Source organism: Teichococcus oryzae, assembly GCF_008386565.1.
In the GTDB taxonomy this organism is placed as follows: Bacteria; Pseudomonadota; Alphaproteobacteria; order Acetobacterales; family Acetobacteraceae; genus Pseudoroseomonas; species Pseudoroseomonas oryzae.
The window spans coordinates 194,782-214,524 of record NZ_VUKA01000005.1 but is presented as its reverse complement, the minus strand read 5'-3'; the positions used below and the strand labels follow the sequence as shown (position 1 = coordinate 214,524).

Annotated in this window: 21 protein-coding genes; 11 read left to right on the top strand and 10 right to left on the bottom strand. The window is 70.5% G+C overall.

What is annotated here, in order from left to right:
• The 8 genes from F0Q34_RS12780 (at nt 1) to F0Q34_RS12745 (ending at nt 7,435) form a co-directional block, all read left to right on the top strand.
• Entirely contained in the window at nt 1-306 is a 306-nt protein-coding gene (locus F0Q34_RS12780; RefSeq protein ID WP_149812606.1) for a 4Fe-4S dicluster domain-containing protein, read from the top strand.
• Complete coding sequence (locus tag F0Q34_RS12775; RefSeq protein WP_149812605.1) at nt 299-595, top strand: chaperone NapD; 297 nt, start codon at nt 299-301, stop codon at nt 593-595. The genes F0Q34_RS12780 and F0Q34_RS12775 overlap by 8 nt, the downstream gene beginning before the upstream one ends.
• Nucleotides 576-3,125, top strand: coding sequence for a nitrate reductase catalytic subunit NapA (gene napA, locus F0Q34_RS12770; RefSeq protein ID WP_149812604.1), 2,550 nt, complete (start codon nt 576-578; stop codon nt 3,123-3,125). The genes F0Q34_RS12775 and napA overlap by 20 nt, the downstream gene beginning before the upstream one ends.
• Nucleotides 3,125-3,598 carry a nitrate reductase cytochrome c-type subunit gene (locus F0Q34_RS12765; RefSeq protein WP_149812603.1) on the top strand — a complete coding sequence of 158 codons (474 nt, stop codon included), beginning with the start codon at nt 3,125-3,127 and terminating at the stop codon, nt 3,596-3,598. The genes napA and F0Q34_RS12765 overlap by 1 nt, the downstream gene beginning before the upstream one ends.
• On the top strand, nt 3,598-4,275 hold the full coding sequence (locus F0Q34_RS12760; protein ID WP_149812602.1) for a NapC/NirT family cytochrome c: 678 nt from the start codon (nt 3,598-3,600) through the stop codon (nt 4,273-4,275). The genes F0Q34_RS12765 and F0Q34_RS12760 overlap by 1 nt, the downstream gene beginning before the upstream one ends.
• A gap of 2 nt (nt 4,276-4,277) precedes the next feature.
• The gene (locus F0Q34_RS12755; protein WP_161600868.1) at nt 4,278-4,802 is read left to right on the top strand and encodes a DUF4142 domain-containing protein; all 525 of its coding nucleotides are present in this window, start codon (nt 4,278-4,280) and stop codon (nt 4,800-4,802) included.
• A 71-nt stretch (nt 4,803-4,873) separates the two neighbouring features.
• Nucleotides 4,874-6,079: an NnrS family protein gene (locus F0Q34_RS12750; protein ID WP_149812600.1), complete on the top strand. Its 1,206-nt coding sequence runs from the start codon at nt 4,874-4,876 to the stop codon at nt 6,077-6,079.
• Between the two features lie 69 nt (nt 6,080-6,148).
• Nucleotides 6,149-7,435, top strand: coding sequence for a cystathionine gamma-synthase family protein (locus tag F0Q34_RS12745; protein WP_149812599.1), 1,287 nt, complete (start codon nt 6,149-6,151; stop codon nt 7,433-7,435).
• Between the two features lie 12 nt (nt 7,436-7,447).
• Here the strand turns inward: F0Q34_RS12745 and F0Q34_RS12740 are convergent, their stop codons facing one another.
• Nucleotides 7,448-8,152 carry a GntR family transcriptional regulator gene (locus tag F0Q34_RS12740; protein WP_149812598.1) on the bottom strand — a complete coding sequence of 235 codons (705 nt, stop codon included), beginning with the start codon at nt 8,150-8,152 and terminating at the stop codon, nt 7,448-7,450.
• A gap of 213 nt (nt 8,153-8,365) precedes the next feature.
• Between F0Q34_RS12740 and F0Q34_RS12735 the strand changes: the two genes are divergently transcribed.
• Together F0Q34_RS12735 and F0Q34_RS12730 are read left to right on the top strand one after the other, a co-directional pair.
• Nucleotides 8,366-9,256, top strand: coding sequence for a dihydrodipicolinate synthase family protein (locus F0Q34_RS12735; RefSeq protein ID WP_149812597.1), 891 nt, complete (start codon nt 8,366-8,368; stop codon nt 9,254-9,256).
• An 83-nt stretch (nt 9,257-9,339) separates the two neighbouring features.
• Entirely contained in the window at nt 9,340-10,320 is a 981-nt protein-coding gene (locus F0Q34_RS12730; protein ID WP_149812596.1) for a Bug family tripartite tricarboxylate transporter substrate binding protein, read from the top strand.
• Nucleotides 10,321-10,385: 65 nt separating this feature from the next.
• On the opposite strand, the gene F0Q34_RS12725 is transcribed toward F0Q34_RS12730, so the two are convergent.
• Entirely contained in the window at nt 10,386-11,393 is a 1,008-nt protein-coding gene (locus F0Q34_RS12725; protein ID WP_149812595.1) for a mechanosensitive ion channel family protein, read from the bottom strand.
• Entirely contained in the window at nt 11,390-11,974 is a 585-nt protein-coding gene (locus F0Q34_RS12720; RefSeq protein ID WP_149812594.1) for a hypothetical protein, read from the bottom strand. The genes F0Q34_RS12725 and F0Q34_RS12720 overlap by 4 nt, the downstream gene beginning before the upstream one ends.
• Nucleotides 11,975-12,302: 328 nt before the next feature.
• Here F0Q34_RS12720 and F0Q34_RS12715 point away from each other — a divergent pair, with 328 nt between their 5' ends.
• The gene (locus tag F0Q34_RS12715; RefSeq protein WP_149812593.1) at nt 12,303-13,904 is read left to right on the top strand and encodes an ABC transporter substrate-binding protein; all 1,602 of its coding nucleotides are present in this window, start codon (nt 12,303-12,305) and stop codon (nt 13,902-13,904) included.
• A gap of 51 nt (nt 13,905-13,955) precedes the next feature.
• On the opposite strand, the gene F0Q34_RS12710 is transcribed toward F0Q34_RS12715, so the two are convergent.
• From F0Q34_RS12710 to F0Q34_RS12680, 7 genes are all read right to left on the bottom strand, one after another.
• Entirely contained in the window at nt 13,956-14,348 is a 393-nt protein-coding gene (locus F0Q34_RS12710) for a hypothetical protein (RefSeq protein WP_149812592.1), read from the bottom strand.
• 13 nt (nt 14,349-14,361) lie between these two features.
• Nucleotides 14,362-15,345: a 5-oxoprolinase subunit C family protein gene (locus tag F0Q34_RS12705; RefSeq protein ID WP_206668012.1), complete on the bottom strand. Its 984-nt coding sequence runs from the start codon at nt 15,343-15,345 to the stop codon at nt 14,362-14,364.
• The gene (pxpB, locus tag F0Q34_RS12700) at nt 15,342-16,001 is read right to left on the bottom strand and encodes a 5-oxoprolinase subunit PxpB (RefSeq protein WP_149812591.1); all 660 of its coding nucleotides are present in this window, start codon (nt 15,999-16,001) and stop codon (nt 15,342-15,344) included. The genes F0Q34_RS12705 and pxpB overlap by 4 nt, the downstream gene beginning before the upstream one ends.
• On the bottom strand, nt 16,001-17,362 hold the full coding sequence (accC, locus tag F0Q34_RS12695; RefSeq protein WP_241665465.1) for an acetyl-CoA carboxylase biotin carboxylase subunit: 1,362 nt from the start codon (nt 17,360-17,362) through the stop codon (nt 16,001-16,003). The genes pxpB and accC overlap by 1 nt, the downstream gene beginning before the upstream one ends.
• Entirely contained in the window at nt 17,359-17,826 is a 468-nt protein-coding gene (accB, locus tag F0Q34_RS12690; RefSeq protein ID WP_149812589.1) for an acetyl-CoA carboxylase biotin carboxyl carrier protein, read from the bottom strand. The genes accC and accB overlap by 4 nt, the downstream gene beginning before the upstream one ends.
• Before the next feature lie 8 nt (nt 17,827-17,834).
• Nucleotides 17,835-18,599: a LamB/YcsF family protein gene (locus F0Q34_RS12685; protein WP_149812588.1), complete on the bottom strand. Its 765-nt coding sequence runs from the start codon at nt 18,597-18,599 to the stop codon at nt 17,835-17,837.
• 108 nt (nt 18,600-18,707) lie between these two features.
• Nucleotides 18,708-19,730 carry an Ldh family oxidoreductase gene (locus tag F0Q34_RS12680; protein ID WP_149812587.1) on the bottom strand — a complete coding sequence of 341 codons (1,023 nt, stop codon included), beginning with the start codon at nt 19,728-19,730 and terminating at the stop codon, nt 18,708-18,710.
• Nucleotides 19,731-19,743: the final 13 nt, after the last annotated feature.

Here is a 19,743-nt window from a genome sequence, read left to right as displayed (position 1 = left end):
ATGACATCACCCGCCCCGCTCGGCCGGCGCGGCCTCCTGTTCGGCAAGCCCGCCATGGCCGACGCCCCGCCGCCCCGGCCCGTGGCCGGCATCGCGCCATCCTGCCTCGCCTTTCGCGGCATCGCCTGCATGAGCTGCCGCGACGCCTGCTCCACCGGCGCCATCCGCTTCACCCTCGTCCGTGGCGGCGCCGTGCCGCGCGTGGAAGCCGATGCCTGCACGGGCTGCGCGGATTGCGCCGCCCTTTGCCCGGCCTCAGCCATCACGGTCGCGGCGCCCGCGGAGGGGGAGGCGGCGGATGCCTGACGCGTTCCATGTCTCCAGCCTCGTCGTGCATTGCCGCCGCGAGCGCGCCGCCGCCATCGCCGCCGTTCTGCGCGACATGGACGGCATGGAGGTCCATGGCGGCGTGCCGGAAGGCAAGCTCGTCGTCACGCTCGAAACGGCGACCGAGGGCGACATCGTGGAGCGGCTGAACCAGGTCCAGCTCCTCGACGGCGTTCTCGCCGCCACGCTCGTCTTTCACCAGTTCGAGCCATCCCATCCCAGGGATTCCAGCACCGGGAGCAGCAGTTATGGATCTCTCACGCCGTGACCTGATGAAGGCCCAGGCGGCCGCCGCCGCGGCAGCCGCCGCCAATGTTGCCCTCCCGGCCGAGGCGCAGAACATCACGCTCGGGGAGGAGCTGCGGCTGAAATGGGACAAGGCGCCCTGCCGCTTCTGCGGCACCGGCTGCGGCGTCATGGTGGGCGTCAAGGACGGGCGGGTCGTCGCGACCCATGGCGACATGCGCGCCGAGGTCAATCGCGGCCTCAACTGCGTGAAGGGCTATTTCCTGTCCAAGATCATGTACGGGGCGGACCGCCTGACCCGCCCCCTCATGCGGATGCGCGACGGGCGCTTCGACAAGCAGGGCGAGTTGCAGCCCGTCTCCTGGGACCAGGCCTTCGACACCATGGCGGCGCACTGGAAGAAGGTGCTGAAGGAGAAAGGGCCGGAGGCGGTCGGCATGTTCGGCTCCGGCCAGTGGACGCTGTGGGAAGGCTATGCCGCCTCCAAGCTGATGCGCGCCGGGTTCCGCTCCAACAACCTGGACCCGAACGCCCGGCACTGCATGGCCTCGGCCGCCGTGACCTTTATCCGCACCTTCGGCATGGACGAGCCGATGGGCTGCTACGATGATTTCGAGCATGCCGACGCCTTCGTGCTCTGGGGCTCGAACATGGCGGAGATGCACCCGATCCTGTGGACGCGCGTCACCGACCGCCGCCTCAGCGCGGAGCATGTCCGCATCCACACCCTCTCGACCTTTGAGCACCGCACAACGGACCTGTCGGATGCCGCCGTCATCTTCAGGCCCGGCTCCGACCTGGCGATCCTGAACTACATCGCCAACCACATCATCCAGGCCGGCGCGGTGAACCGCGACTTCGTCGGGAAGCACGTGAATTTCCGCCTCGCCAACACCGATATCGGCTACGGGCTGCGGCCCGAGCATGTGCTGGAACAGCGCGCCCAGCACGCGGGCGACGCGCAGGTTTCCCAGGCCGCCGATTTCGACGCCTATGCCCGCCTTGTTTCCGAATACACGCTGGACCGCGCGCATGAGCTTTCCGGCGTGCCGAAAAGCCAGCTCGAGGCACTGGCGAAGCTCTACGCCGACCCGAAGACCAAGGTGATGTCGCTCTGGACCATGGGCTTCAACCAGCATGTGCGCGGCGTGTGGGCGAACCACATGATCTACAACATCCATCTGCTGACCGGGAAGATCTCGGAGCCGGGCAACAGCCCCTTCTCGCTCACCGGCCAGCCCTCGGCCTGCGGCACGGCGCGGGAGGTGGGCACCTTCTCGCACCGCCTGCCGGCCGACATGCAGGTGGCCAATCCCGAGCACCGCAAGCTTGCCGAGCAGCTGTGGAAGATTCCCGAGGGGCTGTTGCCAGGCAAGGTCGGCTTCCACGCCGTGCAGCAGGACCGGATGCTGAAGGACGGCAAGCTCAACGCCTACTGGATCATGTGCAACAACAACCTCCAGACGGCGCCCAACACCAACAACGAGACCTATCCCGGCTACCGCAACCTGGAGAACCTCATCGTCTGCTCCGATCCCTATCCGACGGTCACGGCCATGGCGGCCGACATCGTGCTGCCCACCGCGATGTGGGTGGAGAAGGAAGGCGGCTACGGCAATGCCGAGCGGCGGACGCATTTCTGGCACCAGTTGGTCGATGCGCCGGGCGAGGCGCGCTCGGATCTCTGGCAGCTCATGGAATTCTCGAAGCGCTTCACGACCGATGAGGTCTGGCCGGCCGAGATTCTGGAGAAGGCCCCCGAATACCGGGGCAAGAGCCTGTTCGACGCGCTGTTCCGCAACGGGCAGGTGGACCGCTTCCCGCTTTCCGACATGGCACCGGGCTATGAGAACCGGGAGTCGAAGGAATACGGCTTCTACGTGCAGAAGGGGCTGTTCGAGGAATACGCCTCCTTCGGGCGCGGCCATGGCCACGACCTCGCGCCCTTCGACACCTATCACGAGGTGCGCGGCCTGCGCTGGCCCGTGGTGGACGGCAAGGAAACGCGCTGGCGCTACCGCGAGGGCCTCGACCCTTATGTGGAGAAGGGCACCGGCATCCAGTTCTACGGCAATCCCGACAAGCGGGCGAACATCATGGGCGCGCCCTATGAGCCGCCGGCCGAGGCGCCGGACGCGGAATATGATCTGTGGCTGGTGACGGGGCGGGTGCTGGAGCACTGGCATTCCGGCTCCATGACGCTGCGCGTGCCGGAGCTCTACAAGGCCTTTCCCGGCGCCATCCTGTTCATGCACCCTGAGGACGCGCAGAAGCGCGGCCTGCGGCGCGGCCAGGAGGTCCGCATCGCCTCCCGCCGCGGGGAGATCCGCAGCCGGGTGGAAACAAGGGGCCGCAACAAGGTGCCGCGCGGCGTCGTGTTCGTGCCCTTCTTCGATGCCAGCCAGCTCATCAACAAGGTCACGCTGGACGCGACGGACCCGATCTCGAAGCAGACGGACTACAAGAAATGCGCGGTGAAGGTGGTGGCGGCGATGAACCAGGCCGGGGCGCCGGCTCCTTCGGAGCCTGATGCGCGGGGAGGGCCGCGCTGATGCGCCCGCGCCTTCTGTTCACGGCAATGGCCGTCGCCTGCCTCGGCGCCGGTGCCCTGCTGGCCCAGGACGCGCCCCGCCTGCGCGGGCCGGACCCCTTCACCCGTGAGCAGGCCGCGCCGCCCATGCAGCGGCCCATCACCAACGACATCCGCGTCAAGCGCAACTATCCCGACCAGCCGCCGGTGATCCCGCACGCGATCGAGGGCTATGCCCTCGACCTCAATGCCAACAAATGCATGTCCTGCCACGCCCGGCGCTTCACCGAGCAAAGCCAGGCGCCGATGATCTCGGTGACGCATTACCAGGACCGGGAAGGCAACACGCTGGGCGGCCTGGCGCCGCGCCGCTATGCCTGCCTCGCCTGCCACGTGCCGCAGACGGAGGCGCGGCCGCTGGTCGACAACCGCTTCGTGGACATGGACGTGCTGACCGAGCCTGAGCGGCATTCGGGCGGCCGGAGCAACCGCTGATGTCGGGCGCGGAGAAAGGCACCCCTCCGGGGGGCGGCGGCACCGGCGCCTCGCCACGCAGGCCCGGCCTGATCCGGCGCCTGTGGAACTGGTTCTGGGGCTTGAAGCTGGTGCGGGTGGCGACCTCGCCCGCCACCAGCTTCAGCCTCGCCTTCCTGACGCTGGGCGGCTTCGGCGCGGGCGTGGTGTTCTGGGGCGGCTTCAACACGGCGCTGGAGGCCACCAACACCACCGAGTTCTGCATCAGCTGCCACGAGATGGAAAGCAACGTCTATGAGGAGCTGCGGGGCACGGTCCATTTCACCAACCGCTCCGGCGTGCGCGCAGGCTGCCCGGATTGCCATGTGCCGCACAACTGGACGCAGAAGATCGCCCGCAAGATGCAGGCCTCGAAGGAGGTCTGGGGCCATGTCTTCGGCTCGATCGACACGCGGGAAAAGTTCCTCGGCATGCGGCGGCACCTGGCGGAGCGGGAATGGATCCGCATGGCGGCCAATGATTCGCTGGAATGCCGCAACTGCCATTCCACGGAATCCATGGACCTTTCGAAGCAGAACCCGCGCGCGGCGGCGGCCCATGAGCGGTTCCTGTTCAGCGGGGAGCGGACATGCATCGATTGCCACAAGGGCATCGCCCACCGCCTGCCGGACATGACCGGCGTGCCGGGATGGCACTAGCCATGGCGCCCGCCGCCACGCGCCGCGCCTTTCTGCTGCTCGGGGCGGGGGCGGCCTTCGCATCGGGCGCCGCCACGGCCCAGGACACCGGCGACCCGGTGGACCCGGCCCATTTCCTGGCCTTCGCCTACAGCTCCGCGCTGCTGCAACAGCGCGCCTCGGCGCTGACCGCCTCCCGCGACACCCGGCCCGAGGCCAGGGAGTACGCCGGCGGGATGGCGCGCTTCCGCGAACAGCAGCTCGCCCGGCTGCGGAGCCTCGCCGGGGAGCGCGGCGTGACGCTGCCGGGGGACGCGGAGTTCGAGCACCGGGTGGTGCTTGAGAACCTGGAGCCACTGGACTTCCTCGCCCTCAGCCGTCGCTACGCGGAAATCCAGATCCAGGCGCTGACGCAGGAGATCCGCGGCTATGAGGCCGCGGAGAAGGCACCGGATGAGGGCCTGAAGCAGCTGGCCGCGGAGATGCTGCCGCAGCTCCGGCAGCGGCTGGAAGCGGCCAACCGGATGCATGACGCCGTGAAGCCATAGATGCGCGCCTTCGCGACCTGCCAGCCAGCCCGGAGCGCCGGCCGTGCCACCTTGTTTCCGCCGGTTCCGTCATGAAGGCCGCCCAGGCAAGGCCAGGAACGGCGCCCCCCGCCGGCTTCGCCCTGTTCCGCCAGGGCCTGCGGCCCTTTTTCCTGCTTTGCGCCATCTGGGCCATCGCCACGGTCGCGCTCTGGCTCGTGGCGCTGCATTGGGGTGGCTTGCCCGAGGGGCCCCTGCCGCATGCGCGCTGGCATGGGCATGAGATGCTAGCGGGCTTCATCGGCGCCGCCCTGTCAGGCTTCCTGCTGACCGCCATTCCGAACTGGACCGGGCGCGCTGCCTATTCCGGCGCACCGCTGGCACTGCTGGCCGCGCTGTTCGTCGCCGCGCGGCTGGTGCTGCTGCCCGGCTCCCCGGTGCCTGCCGGCGCCGCCGCCATGATCGCGCTGCTGCCGATACCCGCGCTGCTGCTGGCGGTGCTTCCCGCCCTGGCACGGGCCGCGACGCCGCGCCTGCTGGGGCCGCCCTTGCTGCTTCTGGCCTTCTGGGCCGGGGACGTGCTGATGCTGGGCGAGGCGGCGGGCTGGTGGGACGGCACCTTCCAAGGCGGCGCGCTGCTGTCGCTGAACGTGGCCCTGGCCCTGGTGGGGTTGATCGGCGGGCGCATCGTGCCGGCCTTCACCCGCAACGCCCTCAGGATGGCGGGCCAGGAGGCCGCGCCGCGCCCTCTGCCGGGCGTGGACGCCGCCGGCATCGCGGCGCTGCTGGCGGTGATCCTGGTGGATCTGGCATGGCCGGGCGGGCCGCTGGCCGGGATGGCGGCGGCGGGCGCTTCCGTGCTGGCCCTGTTGCGCCTGTCCCGCTGGCATGGGTTGCGGACGCTGGGCCAGCCGATCCTGTGGGTGCTGCACCTGGCCTATCTCATGCTGCCGGTGGCCCTGGCGGTGAAGGCGGCCCACCTGCTCGCGGGGGCCGCATGGGCGGCGCACTGGCTGCACCTGCAAGGCATCGGCGCCATCGGGCTGATGATCCTGGCGGTGATGCCACGCGCCACGCTGGGCCATACCGGGCATCCGCTGCGGGCATCACGGGCGATGGTGGCGGCATGGCTGCTGCTGCCGCTGGCGGCGGCGCTGCGGGCCTTCGGGCCGGGCCTGCTGCCCGGGATGCTGCCCTATGCCGCAGCCGGCGCCGCGTGGATGCTGGCCTTCGTCCTGTTCCTCGCGGCGCATGGGCCGATGCTGCTGCGGCCCAGGGCGGACGGCAAGCCGGGCTGAACACCGCATCCCAGGAGCCTCGCGGCGCGTTCCTGCACGGGCACGCGCCGCCGAGGAAGGAAAAGGCAGATGGGCAAGGACGGCAATCCCGGCGACCGGATCGGCAACCGGCGCCTCCATCCCGAAACGCTGATGCTGGGCTATGGCTACGATCCGCACCTGTCGGAAGGCGCGGTCAAGCCGCCGGTGTTCCTGACCTCGACCTTTGTGTTCCGCTCGGCCGAGGAGGGGCGGGATTATTTCGACGTGGTGTCGGGCCGCAAGCCCGCCCCGCCCGGCGGCGCCGGCCTGGTGTATTCGCGCTTCAACCACCCGAATGCCGAGATCATCGAGGACCGGCTGGCGGCGTTCGAGGGCGCCGGGGCCGCGCTGGTCTTCAGCTCGGGCATGGCGGCCATCGCCACGACGATCCTGACCCATGCGCGGCCGGGCGACGCCATCCTGCATTCGCAGCCCCTCTATGGCGGCACCGAAACCCTGCTCATGCGGACCTTCGCCGCCCATGGCATCCAGGCCGAAGGGTTTTCCGACGGCCTCAGCGAGGCGGCGATCGATGAGGCGGCCGGGCGCGCCATGGCCAAGGGCCGGGTCAGCCTCATCATCGTCGAAACGCCGGCCAACCCCACCAACTCGCTCGTGGACCTGGCGCTGCTGCGCGGCGCGGCGGAGCGGATCGCGCAGCGGCAAGGGCACCGCCCGGTGATTGTTTGCGACAACACCATGCTCGGGCCGGTCTTCCAGAAGCCGCTGGCGCAGGGGGCGGATCTTTGCGTCTACAGCCTGACCAAATATGTGGGCGGCCACAGCGACCTGGTGGGTGGCGCGGTGACAGGCGGCCGCGCGGAGCTGCAGCCGATCCGCCTGCTCCGTGGCGCCATCGGCACGCAGCTCGATCCGCATTCCTGCTGGATGGTGGGCCGCTCGCTGGAAACATTGTCGCTGCGGATGCGCGAGGCGTCCCGCAACGCCGAGGCCGTCGCCGCCTTTCTGGCCGCCCATCCCAGGGTCGCCCGCGTGCATGGGCTGGGCTTCCTGCCGGAGGGGAGCGAGGCCCGGCGCGTTTATGAGGCGCAATGCACCGGGCCGGGCTCGACCTTCAGCGTGGAGATCAAGGGCGGACAGGCGGAAGCCTTCCGCATGCTGAACGCGCTTCGCGTCTTCAAGCTGGCGGTCAGCCTGGGGGGCACGGAATCCCTGGCCAGCCATCCGGCCTCCACCACCCATTCCGGCGTGCCGGCGGACATCCGGGAACGGCTCGCGGTGACGGACGGGCTGGTGCGGCTGTCCATCGGCATCGAGCATCCGGACGACCTGATCGCCGACCTGGCCCAGGCCCTGGAAGCGATCGACGAATAGGCCAGAGGGCGCTCAGCCGGCGGCCGGGCGCGTCAGCACCTCCAGGACCCGGCGCTTGGAGCTTTCGATATGCGCCATCATCTTCCGCAGCGCGCCGTCCCGGTCGCCCGCCGCCAGGGCTTCCAGGAATTCCAGATGCTCGCGCATGGCGGGCACCACCTGCATCGGGCGCAGTGAATCGGCGTCGAAGCGGATCAGCCGCACATGCAGGCTGTTCACGCGGTGGATCTCCGACAGGATCTCGTTGCCGATCAGGTCCACCATCAGGTCGTGCAGGCCCCAATCGACGGCCTGCGCGTCCTTCTCCAGGGCGCTGTCCGGCTTCGGCGCCAGGGCGCGGTCAAGGATGGCGCGGTGGTCGGCGATGAGCCGGCGGATGGTTTCCGCTTCCGCGACCTCGGCGAAATGCAGCGTGGCCTCGCGCTCCACCATGAACCGCACCTGCCAGGCATTGCGGATCAGCTTGAGGTCGACGCTGGCGATCTGCAGGCCGCGCTTGGGGACCGTGGTGATCAGCCGCGCCGCTTCCAGCCGCGGGATCATCTCCCGCACCGCGGCGAGCGACATGCCGAGCAGCTTCATCAGCTCGCGCTGCGACACGAACTGCCCCGGGCGCAGCCGGGCATCGATGATCTGCTGCTGGAAGCCCACATAGGCGAGGCTGCGCTGGGTGGAGGGAGCCTCCCCCACGGCCTCCGTCTCGGCGCCGGGGGTCATGCGGGCGGGGCCATGCCGGCGGGAATGGCGCCAACTAGAGTGATGCCGGCGGAAGTGATGCCAGGCGCGGGCCGCATTGTTGCGCCTCCTTCAGGGTAGCCGAAAAAACCTAGTGACATGTCAGTGAAAGGTCAATATGAGTCCTGACATGTCAGCCCGCGACCAGAACGCCCCAGCTTGGCGCGACTGGCCCGGCCATCCCGAGGAACTCCGATGAAGCTCGAACTCTCCGGCGTCATTCCCCCGCTCGTCACCCCCTTCACGGCGGATGGCGAGATCAACGAGGCCGCCTTCCGCGCGGTGATCCGCTTCAACCTGTCGAAGGGCGTGCATGGCGTCTGCCCCGGCGGCAGCAGCGGCGAGGGCCACACCCTCACCCTTGAGGAGTTCGTGCGGATCATGGAGATCACCGCCGAGGAGGTGGATGGCGCCGTGCCGATCGTGGCGGGCATCATCTCCAACAGCACGCGCGACGCCATCAACCGGGCGAAGGCGATCGCGCATCTTCCGGTCGCGGCGCTGCAGGTCACCCCGGTGCATTACCTTTTCAAGCCGGACGAGGCCGCGACCTTCCGCCACTTCAAGGCGCTGACCGAGGCGGTCGACATCCCCGTCATCATCTACAACGTGGTGCCCTGGAACTATTGCACGCCCGCCCAGCTGATCCGCCTGATGAGCGAGCTGCCCGGCGTGATGGGCGTCAAGCAAAGCCAGGGCGACCTGAAGCTGATGGCCGACCTGCTGCTCGGCGTGCCCGAGGGCTGCAAGATCTATTCGGCGATCGACGCCCTGCTGTATTCCTCCTTCGCGCTCGGCGCGCATGGCACGATCGCGGCGACGCCGGCGGCCATCCCCGGCGTTTGCGTGGCGCTGTGGAACACGGTGCAGGCCGGCGACCACCTCCGCGCCTTCGAGATGCACAAGGCGATGCTGGCCTTCTGGAACGCCATCGCGACCGACAACCTGCCCGCCAACATCAAGACCGCCCTCACCCTGCAGGGCTGCGATGCCGGGCTGCCGCGCGCACCGATGCCGCCGACCGAGGAAGCGCGGCTTTCCACCATCCGCCGGACGCTCGACGCGGTGCTGAAATACGAGGCCTGACGCCTCCGCAGCCGGGCCAGGCCCGGATGAAGGCTTTCCGGGCCTCCGCCGGCCCGGGCTCAATGAATCCTGGGGAAACACCAATGAAGCTGCATCGCCGCAACCTGCTGGCCATGGGCGCGCTCGCCGCCGCCGCCGGCCCCTTCGCATCCAGGGCCCGGGCGCAGGACTTCCCGTCCAGGCCCGTCACCATCGTCGTGCCCTTCGCGCCCGGCGGCAACACCGACCTGGTGGGGCGGCTCGTCGGCCAGTCGCTCGGCAAGGTGCTGGGACAGTCGGTGGTGATCGACAACCGCCCCGGGGCGGGCGGGGCCATCGGCGCCGGCCAGGTCGCGCGCGCCCCGGCGGATGGCCATACCCTGCTGCTCGCCGGCGGCGGGGTGATCGTCACGGTGCCGGAGATGACCACGACGCCCTATGGCCGCGCCGATTTCGCGCCACTCAGCCTGGTCAACCGAAGCTCAATGGTGCTGCTGTCCCGCAGGGCGGATGGCCGCTTCAAGACCTTCGCCGACCTCGCCGCCTATGCCCGCTCGGGCGAAGGCAAGCTCACCGCCGCGCATTCCGGGCCGGGCACGCCCAACCACTTGGCGCTGCTGCAACTGGAGAACCTGCTGGGCGCGAAGTTCACCGTGGTCAGCTACAAGGGATCGGGTCCCGCGCTGAGCGACCTGATCGGCGGCCAGATCGACGTGCATTTCGACCAGGTGACCAGCTCCCTGCCGCATGTGCGCTCGGGCGCGCTGCAGGCGCTGGCCGTGCTCGGCCCCAATCCCGATCCCGCCCTGCCGGAGGTCAGGACCGTGTCCCAGCTGGGCTTCGGGGAGATCGACGGCACCACCTATATCGGCCTGCTGGCGCCGGCCCGCACGCCAAAGGCGGTGCAGGACAAGCTCGTCGCCGCCATCCAGCAGGCGGTGCGCGATCCGGAAGCGGTGTCCAAGGCGCGCGAGCTGGGCAGCGAGTCCTTTGCCAGCACGCCGCAGGATTTCGCCGCCATCCTGGAGGCCGAATACAGGATCTCCAGCAAGGCCGCGAAGGAAGGCCGCCTGACGGCGGATTGAGCCGGCCTCATGCCGCCGAAGGGCGGCCGGAACCTTCCCGGCCGCCCTTCGGCAGCCCTTCCGCCTCAGGCATGCCCCGCGGCCAGGCGCGGCGGCTCCGCCGGGGCCGCCTCGGCCTGGGCGGGGGCGGGCTCCGCGCCGGGCCGCAGCACCCTCAGGACGGTTGCCGCATCGGCCTTGTCCACCCGGTCCAGGCTGTGCCGGTGCCGCCGGTGCGGCGCGGGCACGGCCTGCCGCCGCAGCGCGCCATCCACCGCGGTCAGCACGGCGTCGCGGCAATCCACCTCCTGGGCGAAGCTCGGCACCCAGTAGCGCACCATGTAGACCAGCCCCTCCGGCTCCAGCGACACCAGGCGCACATCGGGCGGCGGCTGCGGCAGGACGCAGGCGGCGGAAGCGGCCGCGTCGGCCAGCAGGCGCTTGGCGTCCTCGGCCGGCAGCGCGTGATCCAGCGTGATGCGGATCTGGTGCCGGTAATGCGGGCGCGGCGCGCTGTAGTTCGTGATGCGCTGCTGCGCGATGCGCCCGTTCGGCATCACCGTCTGGATCCGGTCCAGCGTTTGCAGCTGGGTGGAGCGCCAGTTGATCTCCACCACGCGGCCGCTGATGCCGCCCTCGATGGTGATCCAGTCGCCGATGCGGTAGGCGCGCTCCAGCCCCAGCGCGATGCCGGCGAAAACGTCCGCCATGACGCCGCGCAGCGAGAAGCCCAGCACGGCGACAATGACGCCCGAGGTGGCGGCGGCGCCCAGCACCGAGCCTTCGAAGACCAGCGCGATGGTGGCCAGCGCGGCGGCGCCGAAGGCCGCGACGCTGACCAGGTCCTGCAGCAGCTTCGGCGACCGCGCCCGCCCTTTGCGCTTGTCGCGCGACAGCACGCTGCCCACCAGCCGCGTGGCCAGCCAGGCCCCGGCGAAGTAGGTCGTCACGCCGAGCAGCAGGCGAATGACCTGGACGCTCTGCGGCGCCAGCTCGGCCGCGCCCAGGACCTGCATGACGGCGGGCTGGGCGATCAGCAGGCCCATGCTGCCCAGCGTCACCGCCAGCGGCCAGGCGATCCGCCGTGCCGTCATTGCGGCATCCCTCCGGCGGCGCCGGGGCCGGGCGGGCGGCCGCGCCCCGCCGCCGCGAGGGATGCCGCCGCCAGCGCCAGGGACGCGGCTTCCGGCTGGTGGACGATGGAAAGGAGGCGCAGCCTTTCCGGCCTGCCGCCGGGCCCCGCCACGGTCATCACGGAATTGGCCGCGCGGCCCAGCAAGCTCATGCCGCGCGGCGTCGTCACCGGCAGCGTCCAGCCCGCCGCCGCATGCTCCGCCGGCAGCACCAGCACGCGCGCTTCCGGCCAGCCATCCCCCACCGCGAAAACGATCCGCGAGCCCAGCGTGGCGATGTCGGCATCGATGGCGTCGGCCGGCACGATGCGGGAACGCTCCAGCTTCTCGCGCAGCGCCCAGGCGAGCGGGTCGCCCGCCGCCAGGCGCAGCTGCGCGAAGCGCCGGATCGCCGCGCCGTCGCGCGATGTCAGCACAACGGGGGCATCGGGATTGTCGCCGGCCCGCAGCCTTTCCGTGGCCGAGGCGCAGGCGTAGCAGACCTCCACCGGGCCCGCGATGGCCCCGTGGCAGATGGCGCAGATTGAGATTGTGAAAGGCACCAACGACCTCCTCCGGGCATGGCGAGGCTCCGCGATGGCGAAGCCCCGCACGTTGTTCGGTTCAGTTCTGGAGGGGTCCCCGGGCCGGATCCTGGCATGCCGCAACGGCGGCACGCGCGCTCAGCCCGGGGCTAAGGGCGCGCGAGAAGGGTTCCCGCCTGGCGAAGGCGGCCGTGATGAATGGGTTTCTGGCGCATGATCGATCACAGATGGGGATGCTGGCGGCCCGCTTCAAGCCGGTGCCGGGCCGGCGCGCGCCTTGACCCCCTGCCGGCGCCTTGCCTAGCCTCGGCGCACCCGTTCAAGGGCATAAGGGAAGGAAATGGTCATGCAACGTCGCACACTCCTCGGGAGTGCAGGCTTGGGCGGTCTCGCCCTCGCTCTCCCCACCCTGGCGCGGCCCGCCCTGGGACAGAACAGCCGCGCCGGCACGTTGCGCTTCGTGCCGCAGGCCAACCTGACGGCGCTGGACCCGATCTGGACCTCGGCGATCGTCACCCAGATGCATGGCTATCACGTCTATGACACGCTTTTCGCGGTGAACGGCTCGCAGCGCCCGCAGCCGCAGATGGCGGAAGGCCACACGGTTTCCGATGATGGCCGGGTCTGGCGCATCCGCCTGCGCGAAGGGCTGAAGTTCCATGATGGCGAGCCGGTTCGCGCGGTCGATGCCGCGGCCAGCCTGGAGCGCTGGTCGAAGCGCGACCCCTTCGGCCAGCTTCTCGCCAAGGTGGTCGAGAAATGGGGCGCGGCAGATGACCGCACGGTGGAGATCCGCCTGACCAAGCCCTTCCCCATGCTGCTGGACGCCATCGCCAAGCCGGATGCCAATGTCGCCTTCATCATGCCCGAGCGGGTGGCGAAGACCGACGCCAACACCCAGGCGCGGGAGGTGGTGGGCTCCGGCCCGTTCCGCTTCAAGGCGGATGAGTTCGTCGCCGGCAGCCGCGCGGTTTACACCAAGTTCGAAGGCTACCAGCCGCGCCAGGAAGCGGCCGACTGGGCAAGCGGCGGCAAGGTGGCGCATTTCGACCGCGTCGAATGGCACATCATGCCCGATCCCGCCACGGCCGCCGCGGCGCTGCAGGCGGGGGAGGTGGACTGGGTCGAGCAGCCGCTGAACGACCTGCTGCCGGTGTTGCAGAGCAACCGCCGCATCAAGCTCGACACGCTGTTCCCCGCCGGCTTCATGAGCCTGATGCGGCTGAACAACCTGCACCCGCCCTTCAACGATCTGAAGGTGCGCCAAGCCGTGGCGCTAGCGGTCAACCAGGCCGACTACATGCAGGTCACGATCGGGCAGGACAAGTCGCTCTGGCGCGAATGCCACAGCCTGTTCCCCTGCGGCACGCCCTATGGCACCGAGGGCCTTTCGGAGCTGACGCGGCCGCCGCGCAGCCTGGACCGCGCCAAGGCCCGGCTGGCGGAATCCGGCTACAAGGGCGAGAAGGTGGTGATCATCAACCCCACCGACTTCCCGCTGATCGGCCCGCATGGCCAGCTCACCGCGGATGTGCTGCAGCGCATCGGCATGAATGTGGAGCTGGCGGAAACCGATTGGGGCACGGTGGTGCAGCGCCGCGCCAGCCAGGAGCCGGTGGAGAAGGGCGGCTGGAGCATCTTCCACACCTATGGCTCCGCCATGGCCTATGCCAATCCCGGCGTGTCCTCGCTGGTCAAGGGCACTGGGCGGCGGGGCTGGTTCGGCTGGTATGAAAGCCCGCAGATCGAGGCGGTGATCCAGTCCTGGCTGGACGAGCCGGAGGAAGCGAAGCGCAAGGCCCTGGCCGACCAGGTCAACAAGATGGCGCAGGACGAGGTGGCCACCATTCCGCTGGGCCAGTTCGTGTCCCGCACCGCCTATCGCGACGACCTGAGCGGCTTCGTGAAGGGCAGCATGCCCTATTCCTGGGGCGTCCGCCGCGCCTGAGCCGTGCCCCCCGCTGCCGGGAAACAAAACCCGGCAGCGGGGGGGAGGGGTTCAGCCCGGCCGGATGGCGAACACCTTGTCGCCATGGCCGAGCAGCGCGCCTTCCTCCGCCAGTGCCGGGCCGATTGTCCCGTCGCAGGGCGCCAGCACGGGCTGCAACAGCAGCCCGGCCTGGAGATAGGCCAGCACCTGCCCCTTCCGCACCGCGCCATTTCCCGTCTCGGGGCGGCCCCGCTGGGGATGATGGAAGCGCAGCCGCCCGATCCCCGCCGCCTTGGTGAAGTGGCCGGCGGGCGGCGGGGAAGGGGGCGCCGCGGCAACCGGGGCAGCCTCCGCCTCGGCCACCAGTCGGTAATGCCGGTCGCCGGAGCGCACCTCCAGCACCTCGATGCCCCTGGCCGCCATGTGACGGGCGATCTCCGCCAGGGATTGCGGGTCGGTCATGGCTTCATCCTTCTCAGACGCGCCGCGCCAGGCGCGAGGCCCGCGACACCCCGGCCAGATAGGCCTCGTTCGCCGCCCGCGCCGCCAGCGCCTCCTCCCGCGTCGCCTCGGCGAAGCGCAGGCCGCCGCCCAGCCGGAGCTGACCCAGGCGCCAAAGGTCGGCGCCGATCACCACGCCCATCTTCGGATAACCGCCGCAGGTGTTGGCGTCGTTGAGCTGGATCATCGGCTCGCCCGCCGGCGGCACCTGCACCACGCCGGGCAGGATGCCGTGGGACAGCAGCTCGACACGCTCCACCGGGATCAGCGCCGGGCCGGCGAGGCGGAAGCCCATGCGGTTGCTGTCGGGCCGCAGCGTCCAGGCGGTGGACCAGAAGGTTTCATGCGCCGCCTCCGGGAAGCGGCCATATTGCGCGGCGCGGATCACCCGCACCTCGGTGGTGTCCGCCTCCGACAGGGGCATGCCCGCGGGCGGGGCGACGCCGAAGCCGCCCTCCGGGATGCGGGGCGGGGCGGCGGGGGTGCCGATGGGAAGGCGGTCGCCGGCCGCCAGGCCACGGCCCTCATGGCCGCCGAAGCCGGTCTTGAGGTCGGTGCTGCGCGATCCCATCACCACAGGCACGTCGATCCCGCCGGCCACCGCCAGATAGGCCCGCATGCCGGCGCGGGGCGCGCGCACCGAAAGCTCCTGCCCGGCGCGGGCGGCCATGGCCCAGAAGGGCGGCAGGGGCAGCCCGTCCAGCGTTGCCGCGCCATCCGCGCCGCACAGGCTGAACGCCGTGTCGGCCAGGAAGCGCAGCCGCAGCGGGGATGCGGTGATCTCGATCCCCGCCGCGCCCCTTTCATTGCCGAGCAGCAGGTTGGCGGCGGACAGCGCCATCGGGTCCATCGCGCCGGACACGCCGATGCCGTAACGGCGGACGCCGGAGCGGCCGAGATCCTGCACGCTGCTGAGCGGCGTGGCGGCGAGGATCTCGATCATGGCGGGCCCGGTCACAGCCGCAGCTCCTCGACCGTGAAGCGGACGCGGTCACCCGGCACGAGCAGGGCGGGGGGCGAGGCCGCGGCATCGAAGAAGGGCATCGGCGTCCAGCCCAGGGAATGCCAGCCGGAGGGCGTGGTGACCGGCATGATGCCCGCCTGCACGCCGCCGATGATGATGGAGCCGGCTTCCAGCCGCAGCCGCGGCACGTCGCGCCGCGCCCAGGCCAGGCGGGGGTCGAGCCCGGCCATGTAGGGAAAGCCCGGCACGGCGCCCACGGCATAGACGGTGTATTCCGCCTCGCTGTGGATGCGCACCACCTCCTCGGGGCTCAGCCCGGCATGGGCGGCGAGGCCGTGCAGGTCCATGCCCAGCTCGCCGCCATAGATCACCGGCACCTCGATCAGCCGGGATTCGCTCGCCTGGTACACGGCATCGGTCCAGGCCTCGCGCAGCGCGCGCTCGACCGCCGCGGCGCTGGCCGCCGCCGGGTCATAGACCACCAGCAGGTTGTTCACGCCGGGGATCGCCTCCAGCACGCCGGGCCAGGCTTCGGCGGCGCGCGCCATCGCCCAGTAGCGGCGCTGGTCGGCATCGTTCAGCGGGCGCTCCGTTTCGCACAACAGGGCGGCCTCGCCCATGGCGCTGACGATCAGCTCCTGTCCGCGCATCAATGATCCATCCGCAGGCGGTTCTCGAGGTGGTGGATGCTGACGCCGCCGGCCATGAAATCCGGGTCGTCCATCAGCGCGCGGTGCAGGGGGATGTTGGTGCGGATGCCTTCCGCCACGCATTCGGCCAGCGCGCCGCGCATCCGCGCCAGCGCCTCGGCCCGGTTGGCGCCATGCGTGATCAGCTTGGCGATCATGGAATCATAATGCGGCGGCACGACATAGCCGCTCACCACATGGGAATCGACGCGCACCCCCGGCCCGCCCGGCGCGTGCCAGCGCGTGACCTTGCCGGCCGAGGGGCGGAAGCTTTCCGGGTCCTCGGCATTGACGCGGCATTCGATGGCGTGGCCGTCGCGGCGGATCTCGTGCTGGGCCAGCGGGAAGGGCTCGCCGCGGGCGATGCGGATCTGCCATTCGACGATGTCGAGGCCGGTGGTCATCTCGGTGACGGTGTGCTCGACCTGCAGGCGTGTGTTCATCTCGATGAAGAACAGCTCGCCATCCTCGTAAAGGAACTCGAAGGTGCCGGCGCCGCGATAGCCGATATGGCGGCAGGCCTCGACGCAGCGCGCGCCGACGCGGTCGAGCAGCTCGCGCGGCACGCCGGGGGCGGGCGCTTCCTCGATGATCTTCTGGTGGCGCCGCTGCATGGAGCAATCGCGCTCGCCCAGCCAGACGCCATGGCCATGGCCGTCGCACAGCACCTGGATCTCGATATGGCGCGGGGTCTGGAGAAAGCGCTCCAGATACACCGCCGGGTTGCCGAAGGCGCGGCCCGCCTCCTCCCGCGTGGTGGCGATGGCGTCGAGCAACCCGGCCTCGGCCCGCACGATGCGCATGCCGCGCCCGCCGCCGCCGCCCGCCGCCTTGACGATCACCGGGAAGCCGACCTTTCGCGCGATGGGAAGGCTCGACGCATCGGCCCGCAACTCGCCCTCATAGCCGGGGACGCAGGGCACGCCGGCCTCGATCATCGCCCGCTTGGCGGAAATCTTGTCGCCCATCCTTGCAATGGCGCCGGAAGGCGGGCCGATGAAGACGAGCCCTTCCTCCTCCACCCGCCGGGCGAATTCGGCGTTCTCCGACAGGAAGCCATAGCCAGGATGGATCGCGCCCGCGCCGCTGGCCTCGGCCGCCAGCAGGATCGCGCCCATGTCCAGATAGCTTTGCGCGGACGGGGCGGGGCCGATGCAGATGGCGGCGTCGGCCAGGCGCACATAGGGCGCGTCGCGATCCGCCTCGGAATGCACCTGCACCGAGCGCAGGCCCAGGCGCCGGCAGGCGCGCTGGATGCGCAGCGCGATCTCGCCGCGATTGGCGATCAGGATGGTGTCGAACACAGGCCCCGCCACGCTCATGCGATGACAAAAAGCGGCTGGCTTTCCTCGACCGGCTGGCCGTTCTCGGCCAGGATCTCGCGCAGCGTGCCGGCCTTGGCGGCCTCCACCTTGATCAGCGTCTTCATCGCCTCGATCACCGCCAGGGTCTGCCCGGCCTCGACCATGTCGCCGACCGACACGAAGGGCGGCGCGTCGGGAGAGGGGGCGCGGTAGAAGGTGCCAAGCATCGGCGACAGCACGGCGTCCACCGCCGGGGATGGCTCCTGGGGTGGCCCCTGGGATGGCGCGGCGGCGGCGGGCGGCGTCGCGGCGGGAGACGGGGGCGCGGCCGGGCGCGCCGCAGGCTCCGCCGCCATTCCGTTCCCGGCGGCCGGGGCGCGCTTGGTGATGCGGATCTTCAACGGGCCTTCCTCGACCTGCAGATCCGCGATCGGCGCGGCGGCCACCAGGTCGATCAGCGCCTTGATGCGATCGAGGTCCATCCGCCCGCTCAGCCGCTGAACGGCGCCAGGGTGACGCCGGCGGCTTCCAGCCGCTCCCGCACGCGGCGGGCCATGCCGACGGCATGGGCGGAATCGCCATGCACGCAGATCGTGTCGATCGGGCTGGGCAGGTGGGCGCCCTTCGAGGTGATGACGGCCTTGGCCCGCAGCATCGCCAGGATGCGGTCGGCGGCCTGGTCGGCATCCTCGATCATGGCGCCGGGCTGGCCGCGCGCGATCAGGTTGCCGTCCTCGCCCACGCCGCGGTCGGCGAAGATCTCGTGCACCGTGCGCAGCCCCGCTTCCTCGCCGGCCGCGACCTGCCGCGTCAGGGCGATGGCGACCATGATCAGCGAGGGATCGACCGCCTTGATGGCGCGGGCGATGGCGGCGGCGACCGAGGCATCCTCCGCCGCCAGGTTGCCCAGCGCGCCATGCGCCTTCACATAGGTCAGGCGATGCCCGGTATAGGCGGCCATCGCCTGCGCCGCGCCGATCTGGTAGGCGACGAAGCGCTCGATCTCGCCGGTGGAGAAGGGGATGCGGCGGCGGCCGAAGCCCCACAGGTCGGGAAAGCCGGGATGCGCGCCGGCCGCGACGCCATTGGCCTTCGCCACCCGATAGGCATGAGCCATCACCTCCGGATCGCCGCCATGGAAGCCGCAGGCGACATTGGCCGAGGTGATGATCGACAGCATCGCGTCGTCATCGCCGATCCGGTAGGCGCCGAAGCTTTCGCCCATGTCGGAGTTCAGGTCGACCTGCAGGCCCATGGCTCTCGTTTCCCCATGCCGGTCCGCGCCGCGCGGATGGTTCGGAACCATTTGCCGCGCCTGTTCGCGCGCGGCAAGGGCCCGCCCCGGTCAGCGGAGTTCCATCGGTCAGCAGAGCTCCAGCAGCTGGTCATGCAGCGGGCGGGACACCAGCACCCCTTCCGCCATGCTGCGCCGCCGGGCCGCGTGGCGGCGCGTGCCGGGAAGCCGGGCGGGGCGGTGCTGCTCCGCGAGCGAGGTCAGCCACGCATCCGCCGCGTCCAGCTTGCCCTCGCCGCCGGCGAAATGGCCGGGATCGATCGCCAGCATCAGGTAGCCGCCGCGCAGGGGGCCGGCATCCTTGGGATCGGCGGTGAAGGCCTCGGCGCTGCGCAGGTCGCCGATCAAGGGGCCGGCGAGCAATTCCACCATCAGGCCCAGCGCCGCGCCCTTGTGCCCGCCAAAGGGCAGGATCGCGCCCTTCAGGGCTTCCTCCGGGCTGGTGGTGGGCGCGCCCTGGCTGTCCACCGCCCAGCCGGGCGGCAGGCTTTCCCCGGCGCGGCGCCGCAGCTCGATCTCGCCCTTCGCCACGACGCTGGAGGACAGGTCGAACACAAAGGGCGTCCGTCCCGTGCCGCGCGGAAAGGCGAAGGCGAAGGGATTGGTGCCGAAGGCGGGGGTGGAGCCGCCCGCCAGGGCGACGTTGTAGGCGCCGATCGTGCAGGACAGCGCCACCAGCCCTTGCTCCGCCAGCGGCTCGATATCCGCCCACAGGGCCGAGAAGTGGTAGCAATTGTTCACGGCCAGCGCCGCGATGCCGAACTGCTTCGCCTTTTCCGCCAGCAGCGGGCGCCCGACGCGGAGCGGGTGCAGCGCGAAGCCGCCCTTCGCGTCGATCCTCACCACCGCGCCGGAGGTCGGGACGACCTCCGGCCGGGCGCCGGGATCGACCTTGCCGGAGCGGACGGCCTCCACGCAGCCGAGGATGCGGTACAGGCCGTGCGACTTCGCGTCATCGGCTTCCGCCAGCGACACGGCATCGACCATGGCATCGGCATGCTCCCGGCTGATGCCGCAGCGCAGCAGCGGCCGCTCCGCGAGCTGGCGGACCTGTTCAAAGGAAATCCTGATCCGATCCTGGTCCTGTGCCATGGCGCGCTCCTGA